The sequence below is a fragment of the Blautia sp. MSJ-36 genome, assembly GCF_018917985.1.
GTDB lineage: Bacteria > Bacillota > Clostridia > Lachnospirales > Lachnospiraceae > Blautia_A.
This window is the reverse complement of sequence record NZ_JAHLPQ010000007.1, coordinates 26,605-51,443: the sequence shown is the minus strand read 5'-3', so window position 1 is coordinate 51,443 and position 24,839 is coordinate 26,605. Positions and strand designations below refer to the sequence as shown.

Sequence of the window (24,839 nt, the reverse complement as noted above, 5' to 3'; positions counted from 1 at the left end):
GTTACACCCTTTTCACCCTATTTCATTTTACAGATAATCAAATTTCTTTTGAAGATGCACTCGTAGCAACATCATTCCCACATTAATAAATCCAAATAACAAGATCAAATTCACAGGTAGATATTCTCTGATTACATCTCCAAGTACTACAATCCCCGAAAGACTTCCAACTAAAAACATCTGTGAAATTTCATCCCACATTTCTTTGTATCGTTTTACTACTTCCACGGTTATTATCATCACGATTGCCAATATAAAAAGCACAGCTACGATTGCCAGAATCCTGATAACCCACGCTTCTCCACCTGTATATGCTATTTTCTGGTTGAATCCGTTATCATAGGTTGGATGTACCAACCATTCACAAAATCGAACATACCACACGAATGGAGTCCTGAAAAAATCTATAAAGTCATTCTGAAAAGCACCATTCTGTACGATTGCAAACAGAATTACCGTAACGTATCCCATTCCCCAGAAATATTCCATAGCCTTCATATTTTCCGTTCTGTCCTTTACTTCTTTTTTCGCTTTACGGATTTCCAGCTCTGCCCTTTTCTTTTCATTACGGGCTTTTGCTTCTGCCTGTTCTGTCTTTTTCTCCGCTTCTTTCTGCTTTCTCTGGGCTTCATCTACTGCCTCAACCGATGATTTGTTTACTTGTATCTGCAATTTAGAGTTCTGGTCCCGAACGTCTTCTATTTCTTCTTCGAGCTGCTCTTGCTCGCTCCTGCTCATTAAGCCATTTCTGTTCCTCAGATCGTCGTTGCTCTGCTGAAGCAATTGATTCAGCTTCTGCGTTTTGGACAATTCGGTTGTCAGACGCTGAATTTCTACGGTTGATTTCCGAACTTCTTCTCGCAATCTCTGCCTGTCGGATAAGATCGTCTGTTTCTCTTCTTCCAGTGTCTGTATCTGCTTTTTCTGTGTCCGCATAAACTCTTTCGTTTTCTCGAAACTCCGTATGAGAATATCCCTCTCCATTTTGAGCTTGATTGGTGATTCCTCTGGCATCTGCGATTGCTGCGTCAAGCTCTCTGTAATAGTTTCTGAGTTCTTCGGCTGTTCTGCTGTCCCTATCGGCTGCATCTCTGGCTTTCTGCCTATTTCCATCAAATTCATTCTTTAAGCCCTCCTTGCTGATGTCCAGATGAAATGTTTTTGACAGATTGCTGTCACGCACTTTCTTTCCATCCTGATTCTGAAATGTGATGTGCTTTCGCTTCTCAGTTCAGTTTACATTCCATCCAAACTGTTTCATTTTTTCTATAAACTTTTCTTTGCTGATGCAATTTTCCAGTGCTTTTAACACTGCCATTGCACAGTCCGCTACAAAACTATCCTTTACCTGCTGTCGGAACAGGTTATATTTATCCTTACTCCATGCAACAACTTCCCCTTTTTCAATCTGGCTTCCATCAAAGTGCTTTCCTTTTTCGGCAACTGCCAGTCCACGCTCCCGACACATCTGGTTGGTAAGCTGTTTCATACGTTCCAGATCTTTTCTGGTGTTATGCAGCTTTCTCCCGTCTTCATAACTCACTGAATTTGTAACCAGATGGCAGTGGATATGGTCTTTATCCTTATGTACCGCTACTAAGGTCTGGAATCCACTGAACCATGTTTCTGCAAACTCTTTTCCAAATTCTAATGCCTGCTCCGGAGTAATCTGCTCGTCCTTATGCCAGGAAATAATGTTGTGGGCATACATTCTCCCGGTGTCTTTATCCCACATCTTCTTTTCTTCCAAAAAGATTCTGTACACCAGATCATAATTAATCTCATCATGGCGATACGGACCTGTTACATAAGTAGACAGCTCACTGGTCTTGTCCTGTCGCAGAACGTACTCGATGCAGTTTCTCATTGCTCCATGTGTATTTGTCCGCTTATTAATCGTCTTATTAACAGCCATATCCTTTCACTCTCCTTCCGATACTTGAGGATATTTTTATTGAGGAAATACAGCATACTGTCATTTGGAATTTCTCCGTCTGTATGCAGTTTTCTTGCAATCTGATTGATATTTGTAGTCGCTCCCCGGAGCTGACAAAGGATGTCTGCAAACATCTGGTTCAACTTTTTCAATTCTTCCACTTCCTCTGCAGATGTTATCTTCAAGTCTGCGATTGCTTTTATCACAACTTCCTGCTGTGTTCTTCCTGATTCTTTCACTTTGTTTTGAAGCAGATCATATTCTGCTTTATTCATTCGTATGGTTACTGTATAATTTCGTTTTCTCATAGGCTTTTATCTCCTTTTTTTGCCTGATTTTTCATTCTTTATTAACAGACACAGCGTTCTGGTAGCATATTAGCAGGAGATTTATAAGAGAGTGCAACGCTCTCTTATACAGGTGCAGGGTGCATGACGTCCAGTGGACGTCAGCTTTGCACCGACCGGAGCGGCAGCGGAGACAAGTCCTAGTCAATCAGTAAGTGTTCCGTAGGAATGTCCGGTGGACATTTCGCAGGGATATTTACGCTATTGACGTGCCGGGGTTCCAAGGGGCGGAGCCCTCTGGCAAGTTTAGGAACAGCCCAAAGGCTGTCTCCGGTGCAGAGTGGCTTGCCACTTTGCGAAACTTGCCTGTCATCTCTCCACCACTGAACCAGCACTAGGTAAGCAACATTCCCCCCACTGCGTTATCAAACCAAAATGGAGATGACAGTGGTTTTGTGGTGCAGGAACTGACTGTAAAAGAAAGAGAAAAGCTCCACCTTCCATAGATTTTCCCTTTCTGAAACAGACTGGTCATGCACCACTCCGATGCGAAGTATCGGACAATCATGTGCCGTATCCGGTACCCTATGTTTCTTCTTCACCTTGCTTATACAACGTTTCACATCTACAAACGCCTTTCTGCCATATTTTCCTGTTATTTCTGTCTTTCTTTTTCTGAACTGCTTTCCATTTCTGCCGAAAGACATAAAAATAGCAGTCATAAACATTTCTCCAATTCATAACGCCTGAAATGCTATCACTGCCATTGTCTTTTTCTGCTATTCTATTTTTATAAAGTTATTCTTAACTGTCAGTCTGTTCTCCTGTTACCGCTATTTTATAATCAGTTAAAAACTGTCCGCAAAATCCAGTGCTGCGTCCATATCAGCTTCTTTCTCCCAGTCCAGATTATCTTCTGTGATCTCGCCATCCGCTTTCTCCATTATCAGTGTTCTGTCTGACAGATTACTCTCTCCTACCGATTCTTTTACAAATGGTGCAAGCATTTCAAGCAGGTTCTTCGCCATAGCCATCGGGACGGATTCTTTCACTCCATCCCGGATAGCTGTTTCCACCCTTTCCAGAAACGCATCTTCCTTTTCTCTGGTTTCCAGATATGGATCTGCTTCATTCCTGTACTCTCTGGAAAAATAGTCATTCAAAGCCACTACGACAGCCCTGGTATATGATTTATATTTTTCCCTGTCCATTGTCTGCAAATATTCCCATGCCTTTCTGTCCTGTTCATCACAAAGATTCAAACGGATATTTGTGTTGATGATTTTCCGTTCTTTTCTCATACAAACATCCCTCCGTTTCTCTGAATTTTCCTTACAGTCATTGCTTCATAGCCTTTCGCTGTGGCACAGATGTCCCGCACAATCGTTACCCGGCTCTTGTCATATTCTCCAAAATTCTGGATCATACAACCGCCACCGCCCACCACATACAGACGTATCAATTCCGGATTGTATTCCCGTTCTCTCAACTTATGGAAGATTTCTTTCGTATAATCTCCGGCAGCTTTACAAATGACCTCCAGATATTTTTCACCAATATCAGCAGTCCCGGTACGGATCACCTGCTCAATCACCAGATCATCCACTACTGTTCCCAGTTCTTTCAGCAGGGATTCCCTGACAGCAAGCACACACTGGTGTGTTCCATATTTTTCTGTATAACATTTCTTCTCTAATGGGCGGGAATTATTGATATACATGATATTCATAGTCCCGTTTCCAATATCTGCCAGCATATTGATACCTTTAAAATCTTGTAAGCGGTAAAAGGCTGCTGCAAATCCCTGTGGGTAAATATCAGCTCCTGCAAACTCCACATGATATTCTTTATTACGGAAGGTAAAATCCACACTTTCATTCTGGAGAAGATATTTCTGAAAATCTTCTTTCTGTGTAGCCACCCAGGTAAGGGGAAGTCCAGCTGCAATATGTACCTTTGCCCGGTTCATTCCTTTCCCGTCCAGTTCCTTTGCAATAGCTGCCAGTGTCAGCACATAATAGTCCTCGTCCTGCGTTTTCTCTGCACAGAACTCCTTGTGTTCCTCTCCAATCTGGTAATACATATCATTGTAAACAAGAAGATTATTCTGGAAGATTGGCTCCTTGTCATATCTGGCTACACCGGACGGGAAACATCTGGTAGCCGTTTTCATGTTTCCATAACCATGATCAATCCCGATTACCATAACTGTTTCATTATTGTTGTTTTTCATTGTTCGCATAATCATACCTCATTCTTTCTTTTCTCATCGAACACTATTAATATTTAAGTGAATTGATAAGATAGATATTTTATTAACTGGTTATTTTATAATTCATATTTGATAACATATATTATTTATTGCCTTGGAAAAACCAATATTGGATTTTCCAACACTGGTTTTCCTATGGGCTGAAGTACCCATATCGGATTTCCCGTTGGACTGATGTCCCAATATGGACTACTCATTTTCCTGCCCGATTGGAATCTCCCGGATAATATACTCCGTATCCGTAAAAAGCCCATATTCATTTCTGATCATATTTCGCTCCACATACCCGTAATATTCCAGTTCTTTAATTGCTGCCCGGACAGAATCAATTCCGTCCCGGCTCAGAGATGCCAGTCCCTGCATATTGTAATTCCAGTCCTCTGGCAGACTTAACATCAGGGATAACAGTCCCTTTGCCTTTAATGACAAATCTTTGTTCTTGAAATGATGGTTGCTCATTACAGTAAAATTCTTGTTTCGCTCTACACGAAAGACTTGTGCCACTCTACCCCACTTCCTTTCCAGACAGAAAAAGACGCAAGCCACATTTTTATGACTCACGCCTTTCTCCGCACATATTTTAAAAATCTTTATTTAATTTTGGACTCGGTGAATCCAAACTTTTTTTCTTTTTTTGAATATTTTTTTCCATCAAAACCACCCTTTTCAATAATTATTGCGACACCGTCGCAACTTTTCCATCATTTAAACATAAATCAGTTCCTTGAGAATAATCTCTTCCGCAATCGCTCTGTGCTGGTTGGCTGCTCTCACCCACGCCATCTGATCTGCTTCTTTGTCTGGCAATGGTTCTTTTTCTTCTAACTGCTTCAGAATTACCTCTTTCCGTTTTCTGGCTACTTTATCTACTTCCAGAAGATGTTCTCCAATGGTATCCTGCAGAAGCATGACCTGATACAGAGAATTTTTATGGTTCTTCAGATAATCTCTGCGTAAGAATCCATACTTGCCAAGCTGCTCCATCTCTTCACCGGATTTATAAGTAAGGTTCGGAATCAGGTATCCGTTTACATTCGTATACGTTAATTTCATTTTATTAGCACTCTCCATTTCTCATCATTTTTTTACGACAAATTTACGACATTTGCGATAAATCTGACACTGCTTTACAATACCAGACAAAATGACTGATACCCCGGAAAGCCTGTAAGATAGCCACTTTCGGGATACACAAGACAGGACAAAAATCGACTTCCATTATCAAGAGGTGAGTGCTAATTATTTTGTGAAGATTTTGTGATTGTTAATTGAAAAAGTAAATGCAACCCTTAGATCTTTTTGTTCTCAAATGGAGATATAGGGGTTGCAATAACCTCTGCAATCATAGTAACATGAGCTTACTCTCAGGCTCCAACATGAAAGGAGTTTCTATTTATGAATACTTTTATTGAATCCAACAAAGGCAAACACTTTACACTCTCTGACAGAATCTCTATCGAGGCTGGCATCGAAAAAGGATGGAGCTTCAAAAGGATTGCGGACGAACTTGGCAAGAGCCCTTCCTCTGTTTCCAGGGAAGTTCGACGCCATCTGATCTTTTCCCCTCACTATTACGATGACCGCAGCCGCAGGAAAACCGAGTGCATTTATTTTTCTTCCTGCTCCAAACAGGGCGTCTGCGGTAATCTTTCCTGCTCCTCTCTTTGCTCTAAGTGTCGAAGCAGGAAATGTGCTTCTTTCTGTCCTTCTTTTACGACTGCTAAATGCGAGCTCCTTAAGAAACCTCCTTATGTATGTAATGCTTGTCCTAAGCTGCGCCGCTGTTCCCATGATTTCTTTTTCTACCGTGCTAAACATTCCCATGATACCTCTTTGGAACTCCGTTCTTCCTCCCGCAGCGGCATCAATCTCTCCCCTGAAGAACTTGATCAGCTAGACAGGCTTGTTTCCCCACTTATAAAAAAGGGCCAGCCGCTTTCTCATATCTTTCTGTCTCATAGGGAAGATATTCCCTGCTGCCAGCGTACTCTTTATTCCTATGTGGATAAGCAGTATCTTTCTGTTATCAACCTTGATCTTCCCAGAAAAGTCCGCTGCAAAAAACGCAAAAAGAAACAGCTCGATACACCGGTTCCCGGATATCGAAAGAACCGTACTTACAGAGATCTGCTGGATTTTCTTGCTTCTTCTCCCGATGCTTCAATAGTAGAACTTGATGTGGTGGAAGGCGCCGGCGGTAAATCCGGTCCTGTCCTCCTTACCCTGTTCTTTCGGAACTGTTCTCTGATGCTTCTTTTTCTCTTGCCTGGCGACCGCAGGAAATATGTTCAGGATGTTTTTGATCTCCTGCTGTCTGAACTTGGTCCACAGACTTATTCACAGCTGTTTCCGATAATACTGACCGACAACGGGAGTTCTTTCCTGGATCCTTCATTATTTGAGATGCCGCACCGGCAGGATATCCTTACCAAGGTCTTTTACTGCGCCCCCATGTCCTCCTGGCAGAAAGGACGCCTGGAAAAGAATCATGAGTTTATACGTTATATCCTCCCAAAAGGAACTGCTTTTGACTCTCTTACTGAACAGAAAGTAAACCTTATGATGAATCACATCAACAGTACGGCAAGAGCCAGCCTGAATGGCTGCACTCCATTCCAGCTGGCTCTTCTTCTGCTTGATGCAAAACTGATGAGTCTCATGGATCTTCGGTCAGTTCCCGCTGACCAGATCCACCTCAAGCCTGATCTTATAAAATAACAAACACCTAAGTATAATGCCTGAGAGAAGCAGTTTTCATCTCTTCAGACGGGTTGCATTTAGTCCTGCAAGATTCATGCCTGCCGTCTTATTTTGATGTTAAAAAGCTTCTGATTTTCATCTGTCTGCATTTAAAGTATAACCTATTTCTCCTGTAACTTCTATCTTATAATTGCATTTACTCTCTCAAAACGCCTCATATTTAGCGTGATATACCGGGGTTGCAATAACTCTTGCATTCACCCCCCCTTTATTGGATCGAATCATATACCCAAAGTAACATCATTGTCAAGATACTTTCTCATTACTTTTTCATTTTATGTTATACTTATTACATCGTTAACACTATTAAAATAAATTCTCCGGAGGTGAATCAAATGGATCATACGAATAATTCCTGTTGTTGCGGTGAAGCGGAACATTTTTCCGGATGTCTGATTTGTGGTGCTCCTATTACGTATCGTGCTGAAAGCTCTATTCAGACGTGCAGCATCTGCCATAAAGAGCAATTAACCAATGCGGTCTGTGAAAATGGTCACTTTATCTGTGATGCCTGCCACAGCTATGGCACATATGCTCCGGTAATCACGACACTCAGAGACAGTACAGAAAAAGATGCTTTGCTTCTTCTGGAAAAAATTATGGATCTTCCATCTGTACATATGCATGGACCGGAGCATCATGCAATTGTCCCATGCGTTCTTCTGACAGCGTTTCGCAATAATGGAGAACATATGGATTACGATGCTGCACTATCTGAAATCTGTAAAAGAGCGAAGCAGGTTCCGGGCGGTACCTGTGGTTACTGGGGTGTCTGTGGAGCTGCTGCCGGAGCCGGTATTTTCATGTCCGTTATGACCGGATCCAGTCCACTTCACAAAGATGCATGGCCGTTTCCTCAAAAACTTGTTTCCATTATTTTATCCAGACTGGCAGATGTTGGTGGACCTCGCTGCTGCAAACGTACCAGCAGAATTGCCATTGAAGAAGCTGTTCATTTTTACAGTCAGTTTTGTTCTGTAAACATTCCGTTGTCTTCTATAACGTGTAAATACTGCGAAGATAATCGCGAATGCATCCAGGAAGATTGTCCATACTATCCTGAATAACAGGCAAGGCAGTGATTCCATGATACCACGAAATCACTGCCTTGTAACTCGCTTGCCAGGATACAGCGCCAGATCTTCCCACTTTGCTTTTTTGCAGTTCCATGAACGAATATCCTTCTCTTCCAAAACACTCCTGATTCGTTCTTCTCCATTGTCCGACGTAAAAAGCGCTGTAATTTCCTTTTTTCCATCTACAATTTTCACACAATAATCTACCAGTTCCGGAATCTCAAACAACAATTCATCCATCTCTCTGATACTTCCCAATGGATCCATCCGCTTTACAAAGTCCAGGCGCTTTATTTCACTTCCACAAAGGCATCTTCCTGGGATGATCCTTGTCCAGTCACCGGTCCGATATCGAATCAACGGCTGTGCTTCCATTCCAATGGTTGTAATCACCAGTTCTCCCCATTCACCGTCCGGCAGCACATTTCCGTTCTCATCTATAATCTCTGTAATACAATGGTTTTCCCGCATATGCATACCATCATGCGCCGTGCAGCAAATGGCACCTCCAAGCCCCATCTCTCTGGAACCATAGTGCGGCCAAAGTCGTGTTTCCAAAATTTCTTCGATTGCTTTCATGACAGTTTGCGGACAGGCATCTCCGGATACCAGTGCTCTTTTTATACTGCCTTTTCCGCACATTCTAAGCATGGAAAGCAATGCCGTCGGCATTCCCACATACGTATCCGGCTGCTCCTCTTCCAAAATCCTGTTTAGTTCGCCATAACTTCTTCCTGTTCCGGTTGAAAGAGGTTTTGCTCCCAGACGTCTGATTGCCTCCGCGATCAGTTCTCCCAATCCAAAAGGACCTGAAAATGGCATAGCCACCATCGTTATACTTCCAGGATAAATAAATTCACCCAGCCCTGCCATAAAAAGTTCTATGGTGTGTTCACAGTCTCCCTCTGTATAGAATACACGTTTACCGGCACCGGTCGTTCCGCTTGTCTGTTCTGATATTACTTTCTGGACTTCCCCCTGGGAGCACAGCAGCATCCTGCCTCCATCTCGTGCCAGATCTGTTTCTGTTGTAAAAGGAAGGCTTCTCAAATCTATCAGGCTTTCCAGTCTTTCCGGCAAATCTCGGTAAAAACCCTCTCGTTCTTTTTCTCTCTTCAGTACAATATTTAATTTCTCCAGCTGTATTCTGTGTATTTCATCTCTTGTAATCTCTGTAATGCCTTCCTGCTTACAGATCATTGCATCTATATTCGATCGTTTCACTTTCTGTATAAATATATTCCTTTCGAATTCGTCAGATTATATGCACAAAATGGCACCATTCCATAATCAGAATCCACCTCGCAGATATAACATCTTTTCAGACGTTCAAGATCCAGATTCCATGCATCCTGAAAAATCATCCCTGATACTGCAAAAGTTTCATTATGAACCCGGATCAGGAATTCATCCAGCGCATCTGTCTGTGTCATTTCATCATCATCAAATTTTTTTGTGCTATAGCTCCACTGATTTTCCACATACTGTCTGGAATCATCGCTGGTAGTACAACAACATCCTCTGCCTGATTTCTTTTCCAGAAGTTTCAGTTCCCTCTCACCTTTTTTCAGATAACTTGCATGAAAAGAACAGTATGGATTCTCTGCTCCACCACCGGCGAAATCCTCGCTTTTCATAAGCCCGTCAGTCTGTTCCTCGATCAGCTTCAACATCTTTGGTATGGTAATCGGAGCTTGTGGACGCTGCTGAGAACATCTGCCAAAATAGCTGATCGGCTGGAAATGTACTCCTCTTACAAATGGCATATGATCCATCGCAAACTTCAGGATATCTCCAACCTGCATGTCATTTACTCCTGGCGCAATGACAGGTACCAGGGCAATTCCCAGTTCCGCTTCCGAACAGTTTAACACAGCCTTTTCTTTCAGTTCTATCATAGAGCGTCCGCGCAATGTCTGATACACGTCATCTGTGACACCGTCAAACTGAAGAAATACCGTATTCAGTCCTGCTTTTTTCAGTTTTCTGGCATATCCTGCTTCCTGCGCAAGACGGATTCCATTGGTATTCAATTGAAAAAATGTAAACCCTTTTTCTCTACCCATATGTATGATCTCCGGAAGATCCTCCCGCATAGTTGGTTCTCCTCCTGAGAGCTGAATATTGAATGGTCCTCCATGATCCATCAGAAAATCATATTGCTTTTCTATTTCATCCATTGAAAGATCACCGTTTTCCAGACATTCTCCTGCCGAAGCAAAGCAGACCGGGCAGTGCATATTGCAACGCTTTGTCACTTCCAGTATCATACAACAGCCTTTTCGTTCGTGCTCCTCACAGAGTCCACAATTATCCGGGCAGGATTTCTCTTTGATTTTGGGATTTACCGGAGTCTCCGCAGACAGGTTTTCTCTTCCCCAGGAAAGATACTCTGCTGCCGTTCCTTCCCAGATCAGTGTCTGAAACTTTCCGTGGATATCACATTCTTTCACCAGATAAATGCCATCTTCACCGATACATTTTTTAGCCGTAAGTACTTTCATACATATCGGGCATACACTTTTTGTTTTACCCAGCGTAATCATAGTTCCAATATTCCCCGTTCTGTCAGTATTTCTATCACTTTCGTATAAGTATCTGCAATCAGCGCAGGACATTGCTCCATGATCACTCCCCAATCCAGATTGGAAGTGATATCCTTACAATAAAAAGCACCAAATTCTTCTTCGGTCTTCTTATGGAACCACTGATATAATTCCTGCACAGCCGGTTTCATCTGTATATCTTCTTTCTCCTGCGGAGCCAGATTGCCAAGGAACAAACCTATCGCACAGGCCCCTCCTGTCAGGCAGCCACAGGTATCTCCACAGTAACCGATGCCACCGCCCAGACCTCCCAGAGCCTTTACAAGCTGTGGATTTTCCTCACCTATGGCTTCCAGTGTCATAATCATAACCATTTGTGAGCAATGATAACCCATACTGCTAAGTTCTATGATTCTTTCATAAAGATCCATGTGCTACTCCTTTCTGCCAACCAACATGGTATAGCGCAGCTTCTTTCCTTTATATTCTTTCTGCAGAAGCTTATACTCTTCGCTGCAGAACGAATCATTCCAGATTGCTTCCAGATAATATTCCCGCCAAAGTAACGTCTGATTCTCCTGCCGGAGAATGGTAAATCCTGTCTGTTCTGCCATTTCCGAAAGATTTCCGGTATCCAGATCTGACAGTAAAAGAAAACCTCCCTTTTTCAAAACGCGCCAGCATTCAGATAGTGCATTTTTCTGATCTCTGCTGACGAAAAATGCACACTGGCTGATGCAAAGATCTATACTGTCTGATGGATACTGCAAATGCAGAAAATTGCCTGTTTCCACATCACTGCTCCGTGGGAAAAGATCCACGCCATGTGCATCCAGCCCAAATGATTTCAGGATTCGTACCGTGTCCCCTTCTCCAGCTCCAAGATCCAATGCTTTCATTTCTTTTTTCCATTCTATGTTCTCCAGAAGATGAAGCGTCTGCGCTTCCCCTCCCGGATGCCTGTTCATCTATTTATCCTCCAGTGCACGCTCCACCGCGAGCACTTTTCCAAGTGCAAGTTCTTCCGGAACATACACAAACCCACACTTTGGGCAGACAGGCATTTCCACAGGAAACCCATTTTCCAGATACATAAATTTTGCTTTTCCTTTTACAAGAGGAACCTTACATTTCATGCAGGTCAGCTTTCCTTCCGGATCAATCGTATAATATGCTCTTTCTACTGCCATTACTGTCCCACCCTTTTCATAATATTCATTCGATGACTGTATGCTCTGTGTACCAGATATCCGCCTTCTGTTTCCACAAACCGCACCCAGAATGTGACATTTCCCAGTCTGCTTCTTGTCACCAGTTCTTTTGTTTCTTCATCCAGGATTGCTTCCTGATTTTCTCTGTAATCTGATAACACACGTTCCACATCACTTTTCAGTATCATGCGCTCATCCATCATATGGATTGCCTCCTCTGTATAGGCAACAGTATAGTCTTTTTTCTCCATGATCGATTCCTCATTCCAGATGTTTTTTAAAAGTGTTTGTTTCAATATGAGCCTGTTGTAGCGTTTCTCACTGATATCAGGCATATTGCTGGCATTTGCCCCATACAGAAGTTCAAGTATATGTCGGGATTCTCTTCCCTCTCTGGCAAATCGGTCTCTGCATGCCATGCAGTATGTAATATATGGTGCATCGGAACGTTCCAGACACTTTTCTGTCATTTTCGCTGCCATATCTTTATTGGCATATGCCGTCAGACCTCCATATCCACAACATGGAGACAAATCTCTGGAATATTCTGTATCTTCAACGATACATCCCATATCCGACAAAAGTTGTCGTATCATATCCTGTGTCTGTGCATCCCCTCTGGCACCACAGGCATCATGTATGGCAACCGGTATCTCCAGTCCTTTCGCCTGCTGTGGAAGTCCGATTTCTCTCAAAATTTCCCAGATTCCTATAACATGTGCTCCAATACTTTCTTTTAGCTGCTTCATGCAGCTTGGACAGCCTGCAATGATGATCGGATCACCAAGCTTGGCCAGTTCCTGTTTCAGCTGCTCATTTACTTTTTCTGTCATTTCATAGCGACCCGCCCATTCACTGATTGCACCACAGCATCCCAGCATCAGAGCAACGCCTCCAGCTACCCGATTACTTAAATCTTCGTATGCCTGCATAACCACATCCGGCGCTATCGCACCTGCCTGACAGCCCGGGAAAAATACATATCTGCAAGTTTCATATCCCGGCTGGAGTCTGCTCAAAAAAGCCTCTGAATTTGAAAATAACATGTCCATCAGTGCAAATTCATGTGGCGCCAGCGGCATCTTATCTGTAGATACCATATTTTCTCTTGCTGACTTGCACACCTGACTCATATCAAATCCATTCGGACAGATCACCGTACACTGTCCACAGAGGGCACAGGCATTCATCGGTTTGTTCATCGGATGATCTCCCATGATAATCTGCGTATTATTATAGATCTCACGGGCTAATAAACCCGGATGTTTTTGATATTCACTTAAATACACACAGCCTTTCATGCATTCGTCACAATGACACTGAATACATCGTTTTGCTTCTTCTACAGCTTCTTCTTTTGAATATCCATCCTGACCACAGAAAATCTTATTCGATCCATGGATTCCTTCCATGTTCGTATAAAGCTTAGTAGTCACTGCTCCTTCACTGCCTCTGTTGCTGTGCGGCGATAAATTCTGTACCAGAAAATCCACTGTCAGAGCTGCCCGCTTTGCGGCAAAAGCCGCATCCATCACAGATTCCGCAGATCCGCTGACAATCTTTGCCTGTTCCCTTAACATAATCTCGACATCTGCTGCTTCTTCCGGAGCTAACATTTTTGCCACTTCTTCTGATGCGCAGACCACATCTGCCAGTTCCATTTTTTCTCTGATGAACGGAAGATTCAAACTGCATCCAAATTCAAAAGAAAGATCCATAGATTTCAGACGTTTCGCTTCATTGCTGCGGTCTGATTCCAAAAGATGTCCGGCTGCCGCTGCAATATAGCTTTCATAATCTTCTTCCTTGCAATAAATCGTCGTAGGATACATTTTCTTTTCCAGTTCCCCTGCAAGAAACAGTGGAAATAATCCAGAACCAAAGATTGCTACCCTTTTCTTCTTTCTCATGCGAAATACACTGCTTCGTCTTCCTGGTTCTCCATACCGGACAATCGCACGTTCTACTTCTCGTATGGAGACACCATCACCAAGTTCACAAAGCTTGCAATTATCTTCGCAAGGTGCCGTACATCCATCACAGAGAATCATTGGAAATGGTGTAATTTTCTCATAAATTGCCAACGCTTTCTTGAAATTTCCTTTTGCAGCATAATACAGCATCTCTTTTGTATCTACTTTGAAAGGACAGGCTGCAACACAGTAGGCAGGCTGTTCATGGACGCAGAGACTGATCATATGATCCATCTCTTCTTTTGACATTCGATTTACATGATAAACGTGAGTAGAACCTCTCTCCTGTATGTATGTCATAACCTGATACTCCTTTCGTATGTAAAGGGGAGGCAGTTTCCCGTCTCCCCTGATTATATCACAGTTGGCAACTTTTACTCCAACCACATTATGAATTAAGATTATTTCTCAAGTTCTTTTAATGCTGCAAGAACCCTTTCCGGACGGGCCGGAACACGTGTAATACGTGCACCCGTTGCATTGTAGATTGCATTCAGGATTGCAGGATGCGGAGCATCCAGTGGAGCCTCACCGCAGCCGGCAGCGCCATAAGGGCCACTTGGGCGATAGGTTTCATTGAAATGAAGTTCAATATCATCCGGAGCATCCTTCGGATATGGGATACCACAATTTTTCAGAGTGGTATCGTGGTTCAGATCTTCAAAGTCTTCTGTAAGAGCAAGACCCACCCCCTGTACAAGGCCGCCATAGAAGTTACCTTCTACAAGAAGTCTGTTCATGATCGTACCTACATCGGCAACACATGTAAATTTCTCAACGGTAACCTTGCCGGTCTCTGTATTAACTGCAACTTCCGGAAGGAAAATCGTGTACATATAAGTTGCAAACGGATCACCCTGTGCCGTATCCTGATCGATCGGATGATCTGCACAGAAGGTTGTTACCCAGTTACCTTCATATTTTGTTTCAAGACCTTCTGCTACCATTTCGTCATAAGTACGGAACGTTCCATCTTCTTTTTTCATTGCTGCAACAAGGTTTTCTGCTGCCAGGCGGCATGCATTGCCTGACATAACCTGTGAACGAGAACCACCTGCCGGGCCTGCATTCGGACATGTCTTAGTATCATTCATAACAAGTTTGATCTGTTCAGGTCTGATTCCAGCCTGTCGAAGTGTTTCATGAGATGATACAAGAACACCCATATCAGCACCCTGTCCATGATCTTCCCATGCAGCATACATTGTAACGGTTCCATCCGGATTCAGTTCTGCAAAAGCATTGGATGTGTCAACACCATCAAGTCCGCAGCCATAAACACCAAGAGATACACCGATACCATATTTTATCTTGCCATCAGAAGCCGCATTCTTCTCGGCAACACGTTTCTTAGCTGCTTCATACAACGGACGTGCGGTCTTGAACAGTGCTTCCTCACAATATACTTCCGGCGGATAACCTGTCGGGATCGTGGTTCCTTCAGATTCCTTGTAACAGTTCATTTCACGCATATCAAACGGGTCGATTCCCATCTTTGCTGCCAGAACATCAATTGCGATCTCAGATCCCATATAGGACTGCGGAGAACCGTAAGCACGGAAAGCAGATCCCCATGCATGGTTAGTAAATACTGTTGTAGATTTGTTACGGATAGAATTGATTCCATAACCAGCGCCTGTAAACTGAGAAAGTCTCATGGTAAGCAGATCACCAAATTCTGAATATGGACCATGATCCACATAGTTGTTGCCCCAGAGAGCAAGGAGTTTACCGTTTTCATCTGCCGCAAGTTTAATATTCATAAATGCAGGAGATCTCTTTCCTGTATAAGTAATATTCTGGAACTGATTGAATACCAGCGATACAGGACGCTCAAGAATCTTGACAGCTGCACCGATCAGGGCTTCATTTGTCGGAGAGAACTTGTAGCCAAAGGTTCCTCCGGCATGGTTCTGAACAAGTCTCAAATTCTCCAGCGGAACACCGATACCATCAGCGATCATCGGCATATGGAGATGGATACCGATGGATTTGGAATGAACAGTTATCATACCGTCTTCATCAATGTAGCCATAACCACAGTCCGGTTCAAGATGGAGATGTGGTTGACGTGAACAGTAGGATTCGATCTCAACCTGCTGTGAATCCGGAATGCTGTCCCAGTCAAAATCAGGTCCCTTGATACAGTTTGTCTCAAAAAATGCATTTGGAACACCCGGATGGATTTCTGCTGCATCCGGTGCAATCGCATCCATTGCATTCATATATGCAGGAAGTTCTTCAATCTCAACTTTTACTGCATCCGCTGCTGCACGTGCATGTTCTTCTGTATCTGCAGCTACAATTGCAATCGCATCACCAAACTGGAAAATCTTTTCATCACAGAGTACCGGACGTTCAAATCCATCTGTCTTGTTGTGTTTCGGAAGCATTACAAGACCGTTGATCTTGTTTGTTCCGCCGGCTGCCTTAATGTCTTTTGCTGTGATAACGCGGAAAACACCCGGCATGCCTTCTGCTTCTGTTGTATCAATGCTGAGGATGTTCGCATGAGAAACTTTTGCCTGTGTAAGTGCCAGACGAAGAGTTCCCTCCGGCATCTTTAAGGCATCATCTGCACCGAAATCCCAGGTACCTGTTACCTTCTGTGCTGCTGATGGACGAATATAATTTGTACCAACAATAGAATCACCTGTCTGTTTAAAAACAAGATCCTCTTTTGTCATCTCACCACGCATAACTTTTGCAGCTGCCATAGTTGCATCGATGAGCGGCTTGTAACCGGTACAGCGGCAAAGGTTACGCTGTTTGTTAAACCATTCTCTTACTTCTTCTCGAGTCGGGCTTGGATTATTGTCAAGAAGAACCTTCGCTGAGATAATGAAACCTGGAGAACAGAAACCACACTGCGCACATCCATATGCCATCCAGGCTACCTGGATCGGATGCATATCAGAAATTGTTCCCACACCTTCAATAGTTGTAATCTCTGCATTATCCGGAACACGACTCATCTTATAGATACAGGATCTTGTAACTTTTCCGTTCATAATTACGTTACAAGCTCCACAATGGCCCTCACCGCAGCCGATCTTACATCCCGTAAGAAGAAGATGATTACGGAGAACCTGTGCCAGTGTCTCGTCCTTATCAAGAATAAGGATTCTCTCAACACCATTGATCTTCAATGTCTTTTTGATCATATTGCATCCCTCCTGTTAAAAAAACGTCCCTATTATGTTACTGATCTTCCGGCTTATGTGTTCCGCATGGATCATGATCCGCACCCTTTCCCGTCAGATCTTTGAGTCTTTCCATTCCTCTGGCAGAATAGAAAACAATGGAAGAACTGCTTCCATCCAGATTCTCACCGCTGAGTTTTAATACATTTGCATTCTCGTAATAATCCATCGGAAGTGTCCGGCTGTATTCCACTCCCGTGCGCTCATCTTTTACCTGTATGGTAACTTCTTTTGCGGTAATTTCAAAAATCTTATCCATGAAAAAGTTCTCCTGTCCACATCATTATGTATATATTCATACTATCATGCTTTTTCACAATATTGCAAATTATAAATAAATAAAACTTGGCTATTTTCACACAATTTTCTTTTTTTTATGATATAATAGTATCAATTTTATACAATGCCTTTAAGGAGGTGACTATCATGCAGACAGGTGCCTTGATCGTTGCTGCCGGAAAATCGTCACGAATGGGAGACTTTAAACCCATGCTTCAGCTTGGATCCATTTCCATTGCCCAGCGAGTGATCAATAATTTCCGGCAGGCCGGGATTTCTAAAGTAGTTGTGGTAACAGGATATAAAGCAGATGTACTGGAGCGCCATCTTGCCTCCAATAATGTAATCTTTCTTCGAAATGAAGACTATGCAACAACTCATATGTTTGATTCTGTCCGGATCGGACTGGAGTATCTGAAAGACAAGGTTGATACCGTGCTCTTTACCCCTGTGGACGTTCCACTGTTTACAGCCCGGACTGTCACTCAAATGCTCTCTGCAGACCATCCTCTTGTAACTCCGGTCTGTGAGGGTAAGCCCGGCCACCCGATCCTGCTCCGTTCCTCACTTATCGATTCCATCCTGAAAGATGACGGCAGTTCAGGCCTTGAGGGTGCTGTAGAACACTGCGGCACACCCATGTATTTTCTGAATGTGGAGGATCCCGGAATCATTCACGATGCTGACACACCAGAGGATTATGCCGAGCTTCTCCATGCACACAACCAGAGTCTGATCCGTTCAGAAATCCACATTCAGCTGGCACGTGAAAAAGTATTCTTTGATGAACAGCTTTATTCGCTTCTGACGCTGATCCATGAAACAGGCTCTGTCCGCGATGCCTGTGAACATATGCATATTTCCTATTCCACCAGCTGGAACCTGATCCGTACATTGGAATCGCAGCTTCATGAACCACTGATCATCAGAAGCCAGGGCGGCGTAAACGGAAGTCACAGTGAACTGACGCCATACGGTGAAGAATTTCTGGAACGATATGCCCGTTTTTCAGAAGAAACACGAAACTGTTCAGAAAAAATATTTGAAAATTGTTTCAGAGGATTTTTTAATGCGTGATCTTTATCTGATACGACACGGAAAACCACAATATCCGGATGAGCATTCTTATTGTATCGGACAGACTGACCTGCCTTTATCCATGCTTGGACACTTGCAGGCAGTTCTTTTGCACGAAGCACTGTCCGATAAGATCTCTGCAATATACTGCAGCCCTTTATCAAGAGCTGTCGATACAGCCAGACATATAGCACCTGCCCTTCCACATCTGACTGTTTCCGAGCTGTCAGAACGAAATCTTGGATCGTGGGATGGCCTTTCTTTTGATGAGATCCGTCAAAAATGGCCGGTGATTTATGAGGCACGTGGCAGAAATCCGGAATATCCGATTCCAGGAGCAGAAACTCCTCTGGAATCCGGTCCACGCTTTTCACAGGCAATTTCCAGGATTCTTCATTCTTCGGACGGTAATATTGCGATTGTCGCTCATACGGATGTGATCTCTTCTTATTTATGGATGCTTCATCCGGAAATATCTGAGAGACAGAAGTTTCGGCTTCCATGCGGCTCTTATTATCATCTAAGAATAGATACGAGGGGGAATGCTGCCTTATCTGATTCACATTACATATTGCCGCATCCTGATCTGAATGATGAATTATGTCAGATGCTCCGGGATTCTGTTGATCTCCCGCAGCATGTACAGGCTCACAGCGATGCCGTTACGGAGCTGGCCTGTCGTTTATGTGACATACTTAAAGTTCATGGATATCTTTTTGATCAGAAACTCATCCGCTCCGGTGCACTTCTGCATGATATTGCAAGGCTTCAGAAACATCACACCAGAACGGGCGGTGACCTTTTCTTACAATTAGGTTATCCCGAAATCAGCCAGATCATTTCACAGCACCATGGTTTAAAAGAAACGAAACTGGATGAAGTGGCTATTGTTTTTCTGGCTGATAAACTGATTGAAGAAACGCAGCGTGTATCAATCGAAAAAAGATTTGCTGATAATCTGCATAAATGCAAAAGTTCAGAAGCTCTGAAATCGCATGAACGCCAATTAAAACAAGCTCTTACACTACAAGATATGATACAATCAATCTGTCATACAACACTTTAACATACAAAATTACAGGAGATTTTTTATATGAGAACATTATTTCAGACAATAAAACAGCAGTTTCTGGAGGGAAATGACCTTGTACTTGCTTCCATCACAGCATCATCAGGATCGACTCCACGAGGTGCCGGATCCCGCATGCTGGTCGGAAAAAACGGCAGAATTGCAGGCACCATCGGCGGCGGTGCTGTCGAATATCGTGCAGAACTTATGGCTCAGGATATTCTTGAAAAAAAGGAATCCTGTGAACATGAATTCCGACTGAACCGTAAGGATGTTGAGAATATTGGTATGATCTGCGGTGGTGATGTTACCGTATTCTTCCAGTATCTGGATCATAATGTCCCGGTTGTTATGGAAATTGCGGAAACTGCCGAAAAATCATACGAGGAACGAAAGGACTTTTGGCTGATCTGTGATCTTCAGACAACTTCCGGCATGAGTCTTTACAGCCCTTCTTATGGCCTGATCGGAAATGCCGCTGTTCCTTCATCCATATTATCGTCCTTGTCTGCACAGCCATGCCGTTATCGCGCTGATGATTATGATCTGTTTTCTGAACAGATTGGAACTTCCGGAACTGTCTATGTATTTGGTGGTGGACATGTTTCGCAAAAGCTTGTACCAATACTGGCAAGTGTTGATTTTCGCTGTGTCGTTCTGGACGACCGCCCGGAATTTATTGATCCTGCGCTTTTCCCGGATGCAGTTGAAACGATACTTTGTGATTTTAATCATCTGGACCAGAGTATCTCTGTCTCAGATGCAGATTACTGCTGCGTCATGACACGTGGACATGCTTATGACACAATCGTGCAGGCACAGCTTCTTGCCACACCTGCATGTTATATCGGGGTTATCGGAAGCCGTGCAAAAAAAGCTGCTGTTTTCCGCAAGCTTGTGGAAGAGTACGATGTTACCGAACAAGAACTGGAACGGATTACCTCTCCTGTAGGACTTGAGATTAAAGCAGAAACACCGGCCGAAATAGCAATCTCCATCACAGGACAGATGATAGAGGTTCGCGCTGACAGAAAGGCTGCCGAAAAATGATGACAAAACCTGCATATCGAACTGTAATCTTTGGTGCCGGACAGATTGGACAGATGACTGCAAGACTACTTGGCAGTTCCTGCAAACTTTTGTGCTTTGCCGATAATGACTCCCGGAAGCATGGACAGCATATTGTCCATGTTCCTGTCTGTTCCCCAAATGATGCAGCTGCACTTCTTCCGGATCTGATCATCCTGGGTGTATTAGATGAAGAACGACGTAACTCTATGAGAAAACAGATGGAAAGCTTAGGTTATCACGGACCATTTTGTGATCCATCTGCCCTTCGCATGTTCGATGCACGGACTGCTGTTATGCGTCTCTTATCAGAGCAGATCTATCAGTTAAATATTCCGGGGGATGTTGCCGAACTCGGTGTTTTTCAGGCTGAATTTTCTTCCCTGATCAGTGCTGCCTTTCCGGATCGCAAGATCCATCTTTTCGATACTTTTGAGGGATTTTCAGAAAAAGATGTGGCAATAGAGACCTCCTGTAATCTGTCCCGTGCCAGAACAGGTGATTTTTCTTCTACCGATGTTGACTCTGTTCTTCGCATTATGCCTGATCCTGCACGGACTGTGATCCATAAAGGATGGTTTCCGGATACTTTTGCCGATGTCACAGATGCAGCTTTCTGTTTCGTATCTCTGGATGCTGATCTCTACGCTCCGACTGCCGCTGCACTCCCACTGTTTTATGAACGCCTTTCTACAGGCGGAGTTCTCCTGATCCATGATGTGTACAGCACACAGTTCTCCGGCTGCAAAAAAGCTGTTGATGAATTCTGTCAGAAAAACCATCTCTTCGCAGATCCTGTATGTGATCTGCATGGAAGTGCAATACTTCGGAAGATATGACTCTTCTTAATACGCAAAAATCTCCGGTTCACTCTGAACCGGAGATTTTTATCTCATTGTATAGTCCTATTCCACGTCTCTGCCTGACATTTATAAAGTTCCTTTAAGAACATTTTCCAACTGTTCATCAGATAGATCAACATGATAGAAAAGATTAAAAAACTCACGTATTTCTTCATTTACATCGCATTTGATATATTCTGGATAAACTACTGCGGAGAGCCAACGCATACCTATCAGACGATTTGGTCCGGCCGGACGATCCACCCAGCTGAACGGTGCATTTGGAGTTCCATAAACCTTGTTATCCTGTACCGCTTTTAACGAAGCGTAGTCTGGATTGTTCAGAATATCTTCTGCTGCGGAGTTTCCGCTTTTGTCTGCTTTCGGTTCACCATTTACAACGATCACATCCGGATCCCACGCAAGAAGCTGTTCAGCCGAAATCTGAACGCGAGATCCGTCTCCAAGCTCCAGATCTGCAACATTGGTTACATTAACCGCATCAAGAATCTGAGCATGCTGAGATCCTCTAGGTGCAGTTTCCAGAGAATCCTCTCCATTGCCAAAATATACACTGACTTTCTCGTCTTCCGGAATATCCGCAAGTGCAGCAATATCTGTAAATATCTTTTCTGAATATTCAGCGAGCTCCTCTGCATGATCCTCTACGCCAAGAAGTTCACCCATAAAGCGAAACGCCTCTGCCGAGTTATTAAGCTCGTTATCCACTGCGATAACCGGGATTCCCAGGCTTTCCGATAACGCATCACAGTCAGAAACCATTGCATCATTGATTTTGCCACAATTAAGTGCAATTGTAGGATTAGCGGCAATTACAGCTTCATAACTGATTGCATCTCCCATTCCAAAATTCGGAAGATCATGATATTTTTCCAGGATAATTGACTTCTCAACGTCATTTAATTCATAATTCCATCCCAGAAGTTTATCAGGTGCAACCATATACATAAAAATTGCAGCAACCGGCCCTGTCGAGAAAACAGATTCTATATCTTCTGCTGCCGGGACAGTAACCTTTCTTCCGGCCATATCTGTGATCTCACGTGTTTCCCCGGTTTCCTGTGTTTCAGTCTGCTCCTCACTCTGTGTTGTCTCTTCCGAAGCCGCTTTTGTTTCCGAATAACCTGCAAAAAGGCTGACTGTCATCACGAAGCATAACATCAACGCCAAAAGATGTCTGTGCTTTTTGTTCATAAATTCTCTCCCTTCTTTTCTCCATATTCAGTCAGATTTGACGTTTATTAAATTGACTATACAACTTATTCGCATTATAATATATATGCGAATAGTTTTTAAAAATAATTCGCTTTTGTCTGAGTATAGCACTATAAATTCAGTTAGTCAAGTTACACAAGGTGAGGAGCATGAATCTGACAGATAACGTAGAAGAAATAAATACCGCCCAGCGAAAACGTCATCGTCTTTTACTGACAGTTATGCTGGTAATTTTATTTATAATTATAATACTTTCTTTTGGGGTAGGATATTATCCGCTTACACCCTCTCAGGTACTGAAAGCATTTTTATCAAAATTTGGTTATAAGGGAGATATTTTGCCGCAGGCAACTACCATATTCTGGAATATCCGTCTGCCACGTATCCTCTCCGCTTTATTTATTGGAGCTTCCCTTTCAGTAGCAGGTTCCACTTATCAGGGAATGTTTCGCAATCCACTGGTATCTCCGGATATCCTTGGTGTTTCATCCGGTGCCAGTCTTGGTGCTGCTTTTGCTATTTTAAGCGGAGCTTCAAACTGGGTGATTCAGCTTTCTGCTTTTGCAGGTGGTGTGATTGCAGTTGCCGCATCCTACCTCATCAGCCGAAAGTCTGCACATTCTCACACGCTCAGTCTTGTACTGACAGGAACTATGATCATGTCACTCTGCAATGCAGGCGTAACCATGATCAAATACATTGCAGATCCCAATGACGTTCTTCAACAGATTACATTCTGGCTCATGGGAAGTCTGACCAAGACTACTATGAATTCTTTTGTATGGAGTGTCATTCCAATGATCATCGGACTTAGTATGATCTTTATTTTTCGCTGGCAGATCAATCTGCTCACTTTAGATGAAGAAGAAGCCAGAAGCCTGGGAATAAATATTCGTAAATATCGTCTGATCTTTATCATTGCTTCAACCCTGCTCAGTGCTGCAGCTGTCTGCCTTGGCGGCCTGATCGGATGGGTGGGATTAATGATTCCACATCTGGCACGTGCACTGGTAGGTGTGGATTATAACCGGCTGATACCTGCAAGTGCTATGCTTGGCGGCGGATATCTGATACTGGTTGATGACATTGCCCGCTCCATTTTGTCCATGGAACTTCCACTTGGTGTTGTTACAAGCATCATGGGTGCTCCATTTTTTATCTATCTTATTATCAAACGAAGGGAGCGTGCATAGTTTATGCTTCTGAGAATAGAAAATGTTTTTGGCGGTTACGGCAATGGAGATGTTTTAAAAGGTATCAGCTGCAATGCCGATTATGGTGATGTACTTTGCCTGCTTGGCCCTAATGGCTGCGGAAAAACAACTCTCTTCCGCATGATACTGGGAACCCTTCCTGTTACTGATGGAAAAATAGTCATTGACGGAAAAAACATTCATGACTTTACAACCAGGGCGCTGGCAAATATGATCGCCTATATTCCTCAATACCATTCCCCCGTATTTGCCTATACCGTTCTTGATGTCGTAATTATGGGACGCGCTTCCCATTTTTCGGCTTTTGAAACCCCAAAAGAACCGGACCGGGAAGCTGCTTTTGCTGCATTGAAAAAAGTAAATGCACTGCATCTTGCCAACAAGAAATATACATCTTTAAGTGGCGGACAACGACAATTGGTTTTAATTGCCCGTGCCATCTGTCAGTCTGCAAAAATCTTTATCATGGATGAACCGGCAGCAAATCTGGATTATGCAAATCATCAGCTTCTCATGAATGTAATTTCAGGACTTGCCCGTCAGGGATACTGCATTATTATGTCGACACACAGCCCTGAACATCCTTTTTCTGTCGGCACTAAGGTTCTCCTCATGAAAACAGGAAAAGTTGTTGGATTCGGCACTCCTAAGGAGGCCATTACGTCTGAAACGCTGCAATCAGTATATGATATTGAAATGGATGTTATAACAGCACATGACCGTTATGGATGTGAACGGACCATCTGTTTACCTGTAAATAACTCATAAAACCATTTTCAGGGAGGATCAT

General features: G+C 43.2%; 25 protein-coding genes. 8 read left to right on the top strand and 17 right to left on the bottom strand.

Annotated elements, in window-relative coordinates:
* Positions 1-27 precede the first annotated feature (27 nt).
* The 8 genes from KQI39_RS07210 to KQI39_RS07180 form a co-directional block, all read right to left on the bottom strand.
* On the bottom strand, positions 28-783 hold the full coding sequence (locus tag KQI39_RS07210) for a DUF6040 family protein (RefSeq protein WP_253293104.1): 756 nt from the start codon (positions 781-783) through the stop codon (positions 28-30).
* Positions 674-1,183 carry a hypothetical protein gene (locus KQI39_RS17325; protein ID WP_330653983.1) on the bottom strand — a complete coding sequence of 170 codons (510 nt, stop codon included), beginning with the start codon at positions 1,181-1,183 and terminating at the stop codon, positions 674-676. The genes KQI39_RS07210 and KQI39_RS17325 overlap by 110 nt, the downstream gene beginning before the upstream one ends.
* Before the next feature lie 48 nt (positions 1,184-1,231).
* Entirely contained in the window at positions 1,232-1,915 is a 684-nt protein-coding gene (locus KQI39_RS17320; RefSeq protein WP_253293103.1) for a relaxase/mobilization nuclease domain-containing protein, read from the bottom strand.
* Complete coding sequence (locus tag KQI39_RS07200; RefSeq protein ID WP_216417500.1) at positions 1,864-2,244, bottom strand: plasmid mobilization protein; 381 nt, start codon at positions 2,242-2,244, stop codon at positions 1,864-1,866. The genes KQI39_RS17320 and KQI39_RS07200 overlap by 52 nt, the downstream gene beginning before the upstream one ends.
* An 827-nt stretch (positions 2,245-3,071) precedes the next feature.
* Positions 3,072-3,524, bottom strand: a complete 453-nt coding sequence (locus KQI39_RS07195; RefSeq protein WP_216417498.1) for a hypothetical protein — start codon at positions 3,522-3,524, stop codon at positions 3,072-3,074.
* On the bottom strand, positions 3,521-4,465 hold the full coding sequence (locus KQI39_RS07190) for a ParM/StbA family protein (protein WP_216417496.1): 945 nt from the start codon (positions 4,463-4,465) through the stop codon (positions 3,521-3,523). Before KQI39_RS07190 ends, KQI39_RS07195 begins: the two co-directional genes overlap by 4 nt.
* A 219-nt stretch (positions 4,466-4,684) precedes the next feature.
* On the bottom strand, positions 4,685-4,999 hold the full coding sequence (locus KQI39_RS07185; protein ID WP_216417495.1) for a helix-turn-helix domain-containing protein: 315 nt from the start codon (positions 4,997-4,999) through the stop codon (positions 4,685-4,687).
* Between the two features lie 201 nt (positions 5,000-5,200).
* Entirely contained in the window at positions 5,201-5,548 is a 348-nt protein-coding gene (locus KQI39_RS07180) for a TnpV protein (RefSeq protein WP_216417493.1), read from the bottom strand.
* 342 nt (positions 5,549-5,890) lie between these two features.
* Here KQI39_RS07180 and KQI39_RS07175 point away from each other — a divergent pair, with 342 nt between their 5' ends.
* Both KQI39_RS07175 and KQI39_RS07170 read left to right on the top strand, forming a co-directional pair.
* On the top strand, positions 5,891-7,213 hold the full coding sequence (locus KQI39_RS07175; RefSeq protein WP_216417491.1) for an IS30 family transposase: 1,323 nt from the start codon (positions 5,891-5,893) through the stop codon (positions 7,211-7,213).
* A 377-nt stretch (positions 7,214-7,590) separates the two neighbouring features.
* A complete protein-coding gene (locus tag KQI39_RS07170) occupies positions 7,591-8,322 on the top strand; it encodes a DUF5714 domain-containing protein (RefSeq protein WP_216417489.1) in 732 nt (243 codons plus the stop codon).
* Positions 8,323-8,355: 33 nt separating this feature from the next.
* On the opposite strand, the gene KQI39_RS07165 is transcribed toward KQI39_RS07170, so the two are convergent.
* The 8 genes from KQI39_RS07165 to KQI39_RS07130 form a co-directional block, all read right to left on the bottom strand.
* The gene (locus KQI39_RS07165) at positions 8,356-9,531 is read right to left on the bottom strand and encodes a DVU_1553 family AMP-dependent CoA ligase (RefSeq protein ID WP_216417487.1); all 1,176 of its coding nucleotides are present in this window, start codon (positions 9,529-9,531) and stop codon (positions 8,356-8,358) included.
* 20 nt (positions 9,532-9,551) lie between these two features.
* Complete coding sequence (gene trsS, locus KQI39_RS07160; protein ID WP_216417485.1) at positions 9,552-10,877, bottom strand: radical SAM (seleno)protein TrsS; 1,326 nt, start codon at positions 10,875-10,877, stop codon at positions 9,552-9,554.
* Positions 10,874-11,308 (bottom strand): DVU_1555 family C-GCAxxG-C-C protein, encoded by a 435-nt coding sequence (locus KQI39_RS07155; protein ID WP_021650124.1) that lies wholly within the window; start codon positions 11,306-11,308, stop codon positions 10,874-10,876. Before KQI39_RS07155 ends, trsS begins: the two co-directional genes overlap by 4 nt.
* A gap of 3 nt (positions 11,309-11,311) precedes the next feature.
* Positions 11,312-11,845, bottom strand: a complete 534-nt coding sequence (locus tag KQI39_RS07150; RefSeq protein WP_174088750.1) for a class I SAM-dependent methyltransferase — start codon at positions 11,843-11,845, stop codon at positions 11,312-11,314.
* Complete coding sequence (locus KQI39_RS07145; RefSeq protein ID WP_174088748.1) at positions 11,846-12,067, bottom strand: DVU_1557 family redox protein; 222 nt, start codon at positions 12,065-12,067, stop codon at positions 11,846-11,848.
* Positions 12,067-14,361, bottom strand: a complete 2,295-nt coding sequence (locus KQI39_RS07140; RefSeq protein WP_216417483.1) for a pyridine nucleotide-disulfide oxidoreductase/dicluster-binding protein — start codon at positions 14,359-14,361, stop codon at positions 12,067-12,069. The genes KQI39_RS07145 and KQI39_RS07140 overlap by 1 nt, the downstream gene beginning before the upstream one ends.
* Before the next feature lie 101 nt (positions 14,362-14,462).
* On the bottom strand, positions 14,463-17,225 hold the full coding sequence (locus KQI39_RS07135; protein WP_216417481.1) for a molybdopterin-dependent aldehyde oxidoreductase: 2,763 nt from the start codon (positions 17,223-17,225) through the stop codon (positions 14,463-14,465).
* Positions 17,226-17,262: 37 nt separating this feature from the next.
* A complete protein-coding gene (locus tag KQI39_RS07130; protein WP_118699505.1) occupies positions 17,263-17,523 on the bottom strand; it encodes a hypothetical protein in 261 nt (86 codons plus the stop codon).
* 167 nt (positions 17,524-17,690) lie between these two features.
* On the opposite strand from KQI39_RS07130, the gene KQI39_RS07125 reads away from it, so the two are divergent.
* From KQI39_RS07125 to KQI39_RS07110, 4 genes are read left to right on the top strand one after another with little or no spacing between them, the layout of a single operon-like run.
* Positions 17,691-18,620, top strand: a complete 930-nt coding sequence (locus KQI39_RS07125; RefSeq protein ID WP_216417479.1) for an NTP transferase domain-containing protein — start codon at positions 17,691-17,693, stop codon at positions 18,618-18,620.
* Positions 18,613-19,686 (top strand): histidine phosphatase family protein, encoded by a 1,074-nt coding sequence (locus tag KQI39_RS07120; protein WP_216417476.1) that lies wholly within the window; start codon positions 18,613-18,615, stop codon positions 19,684-19,686. Before KQI39_RS07125 ends, KQI39_RS07120 begins: the two co-directional genes overlap by 8 nt.
* A gap of 27 nt (positions 19,687-19,713) precedes the next feature.
* Positions 19,714-20,739: an XdhC family protein gene (locus KQI39_RS07115; RefSeq protein WP_216417474.1), complete on the top strand. Its 1,026-nt coding sequence runs from the start codon at positions 19,714-19,716 to the stop codon at positions 20,737-20,739.
* Positions 20,736-21,596: a TylF/MycF/NovP-related O-methyltransferase gene (locus KQI39_RS07110; protein ID WP_216417472.1), complete on the top strand. Its 861-nt coding sequence runs from the start codon at positions 20,736-20,738 to the stop codon at positions 21,594-21,596. The genes KQI39_RS07115 and KQI39_RS07110 overlap by 4 nt, the downstream gene beginning before the upstream one ends.
* Before the next feature lie 90 nt (positions 21,597-21,686).
* On the opposite strand, the gene KQI39_RS07105 is transcribed toward KQI39_RS07110, so the two are convergent.
* Positions 21,687-22,814 carry an ABC transporter substrate-binding protein gene (locus tag KQI39_RS07105; protein WP_216417470.1) on the bottom strand — a complete coding sequence of 376 codons (1,128 nt, stop codon included), beginning with the start codon at positions 22,812-22,814 and terminating at the stop codon, positions 21,687-21,689.
* A 170-nt stretch (positions 22,815-22,984) separates the two neighbouring features.
* Here KQI39_RS07105 and KQI39_RS07100 point away from each other — a divergent pair, with 170 nt between their 5' ends.
* A complete protein-coding gene (locus tag KQI39_RS07100; protein WP_216417468.1) occupies positions 22,985-24,028 on the top strand; it encodes a FecCD family ABC transporter permease in 1,044 nt (347 codons plus the stop codon).
* 3 nt (positions 24,029-24,031) lie between these two features.
* Positions 24,032-24,817, top strand: a complete 786-nt coding sequence (locus KQI39_RS07095; RefSeq protein WP_216417466.1) for an ABC transporter ATP-binding protein — start codon at positions 24,032-24,034, stop codon at positions 24,815-24,817.
* Positions 24,818-24,839: the final 22 nt, after the last annotated feature.

What these genes read in the sequence shown, in the direction of transcription:
- KQI39_RS17320 (WP_253293103.1), bottom strand. Translation starts at nt 1,915, where the DNA reads ATGGCTGTTAATAAGACGATTAATAAGCGGACAAATACACATGGAGCA.
- KQI39_RS07200 (WP_216417500.1), bottom strand. Translation starts at nt 2,244, where the DNA reads ATGAGAAAACGAAATTATACAGTAACCATACGAATGAATAAAGCAGAA.
- KQI39_RS07195 (WP_216417498.1), bottom strand. Translation starts at nt 3,524, where the DNA reads ATGAGAAAAGAACGGAAAATCATCAACACAAATATCCGTTTGAATCTT.
- KQI39_RS07190 (WP_216417496.1), bottom strand. Translation starts at nt 4,465, where the DNA reads ATGCGAACAATGAAAAACAACAATAATGAAACAGTTATGGTAATCGGG.
- KQI39_RS07180 (WP_216417493.1), bottom strand. Translation starts at nt 5,548, where the DNA reads ATGAAATTAACGTATACGAATGTAAACGGATACCTGATTCCGAACCTT.
- KQI39_RS07175 (WP_216417491.1), top strand. Translation starts at nt 5,891, where the DNA reads ATGAATACTTTTATTGAATCCAACAAAGGCAAACACTTTACACTCTCT.
- KQI39_RS07170 (WP_216417489.1), top strand. Translation starts at nt 7,591, where the DNA reads ATGGATCATACGAATAATTCCTGTTGTTGCGGTGAAGCGGAACATTTT.
- KQI39_RS07165 (WP_216417487.1), bottom strand. Translation starts at nt 9,531, where the DNA reads ATGATCTGTAAGCAGGAAGGCATTACAGAGATTACAAGAGATGAAATA.
- trsS (WP_216417485.1), bottom strand. Translation starts at nt 10,877, where the DNA reads ATGATTACGCTGGGTAAAACAAAAAGTGTATGCCCGATATGTATGAAA.
- KQI39_RS07155 (WP_021650124.1), bottom strand. Translation starts at nt 11,308, where the DNA reads ATGGATCTTTATGAAAGAATCATAGAACTTAGCAGTATGGGTTATCAT.
- KQI39_RS07150 (WP_174088750.1), bottom strand. Translation starts at nt 11,845, where the DNA reads ATGAACAGGCATCCGGGAGGGGAAGCGCAGACGCTTCATCTTCTGGAG.
- KQI39_RS07145 (WP_174088748.1), bottom strand. Translation starts at nt 12,067, where the DNA reads ATGGCAGTAGAAAGAGCATATTATACGATTGATCCGGAAGGAAAGCTG.
- KQI39_RS07140 (WP_216417483.1), bottom strand. Translation starts at nt 14,361, where the DNA reads ATGACATACATACAGGAGAGAGGTTCTACTCACGTTTATCATGTAAAT.
- KQI39_RS07135 (WP_216417481.1), bottom strand. Translation starts at nt 17,225, where the DNA reads ATGATCAAAAAGACATTGAAGATCAATGGTGTTGAGAGAATCCTTATT.
- KQI39_RS07130 (WP_118699505.1), bottom strand. Translation starts at nt 17,523, where the DNA reads ATGGATAAGATTTTTGAAATTACCGCAAAAGAAGTTACCATACAGGTA.
- KQI39_RS07125 (WP_216417479.1), top strand. Translation starts at nt 17,691, where the DNA reads ATGCAGACAGGTGCCTTGATCGTTGCTGCCGGAAAATCGTCACGAATG.
- KQI39_RS07120 (WP_216417476.1), top strand. Translation starts at nt 18,613, where the DNA reads ATGCGTGATCTTTATCTGATACGACACGGAAAACCACAATATCCGGAT.
- KQI39_RS07115 (WP_216417474.1), top strand. Translation starts at nt 19,714, where the DNA reads ATGAGAACATTATTTCAGACAATAAAACAGCAGTTTCTGGAGGGAAAT.
- KQI39_RS07110 (WP_216417472.1), top strand. Translation starts at nt 20,736, where the DNA reads ATGATGACAAAACCTGCATATCGAACTGTAATCTTTGGTGCCGGACAG.
- KQI39_RS07105 (WP_216417470.1), bottom strand. Translation starts at nt 22,814, where the DNA reads ATGAACAAAAAGCACAGACATCTTTTGGCGTTGATGTTATGCTTCGTG.
- KQI39_RS07100 (WP_216417468.1), top strand. Translation starts at nt 22,985, where the DNA reads ATGAATCTGACAGATAACGTAGAAGAAATAAATACCGCCCAGCGAAAA.
- KQI39_RS07095 (WP_216417466.1), top strand. Translation starts at nt 24,032, where the DNA reads ATGCTTCTGAGAATAGAAAATGTTTTTGGCGGTTACGGCAATGGAGAT.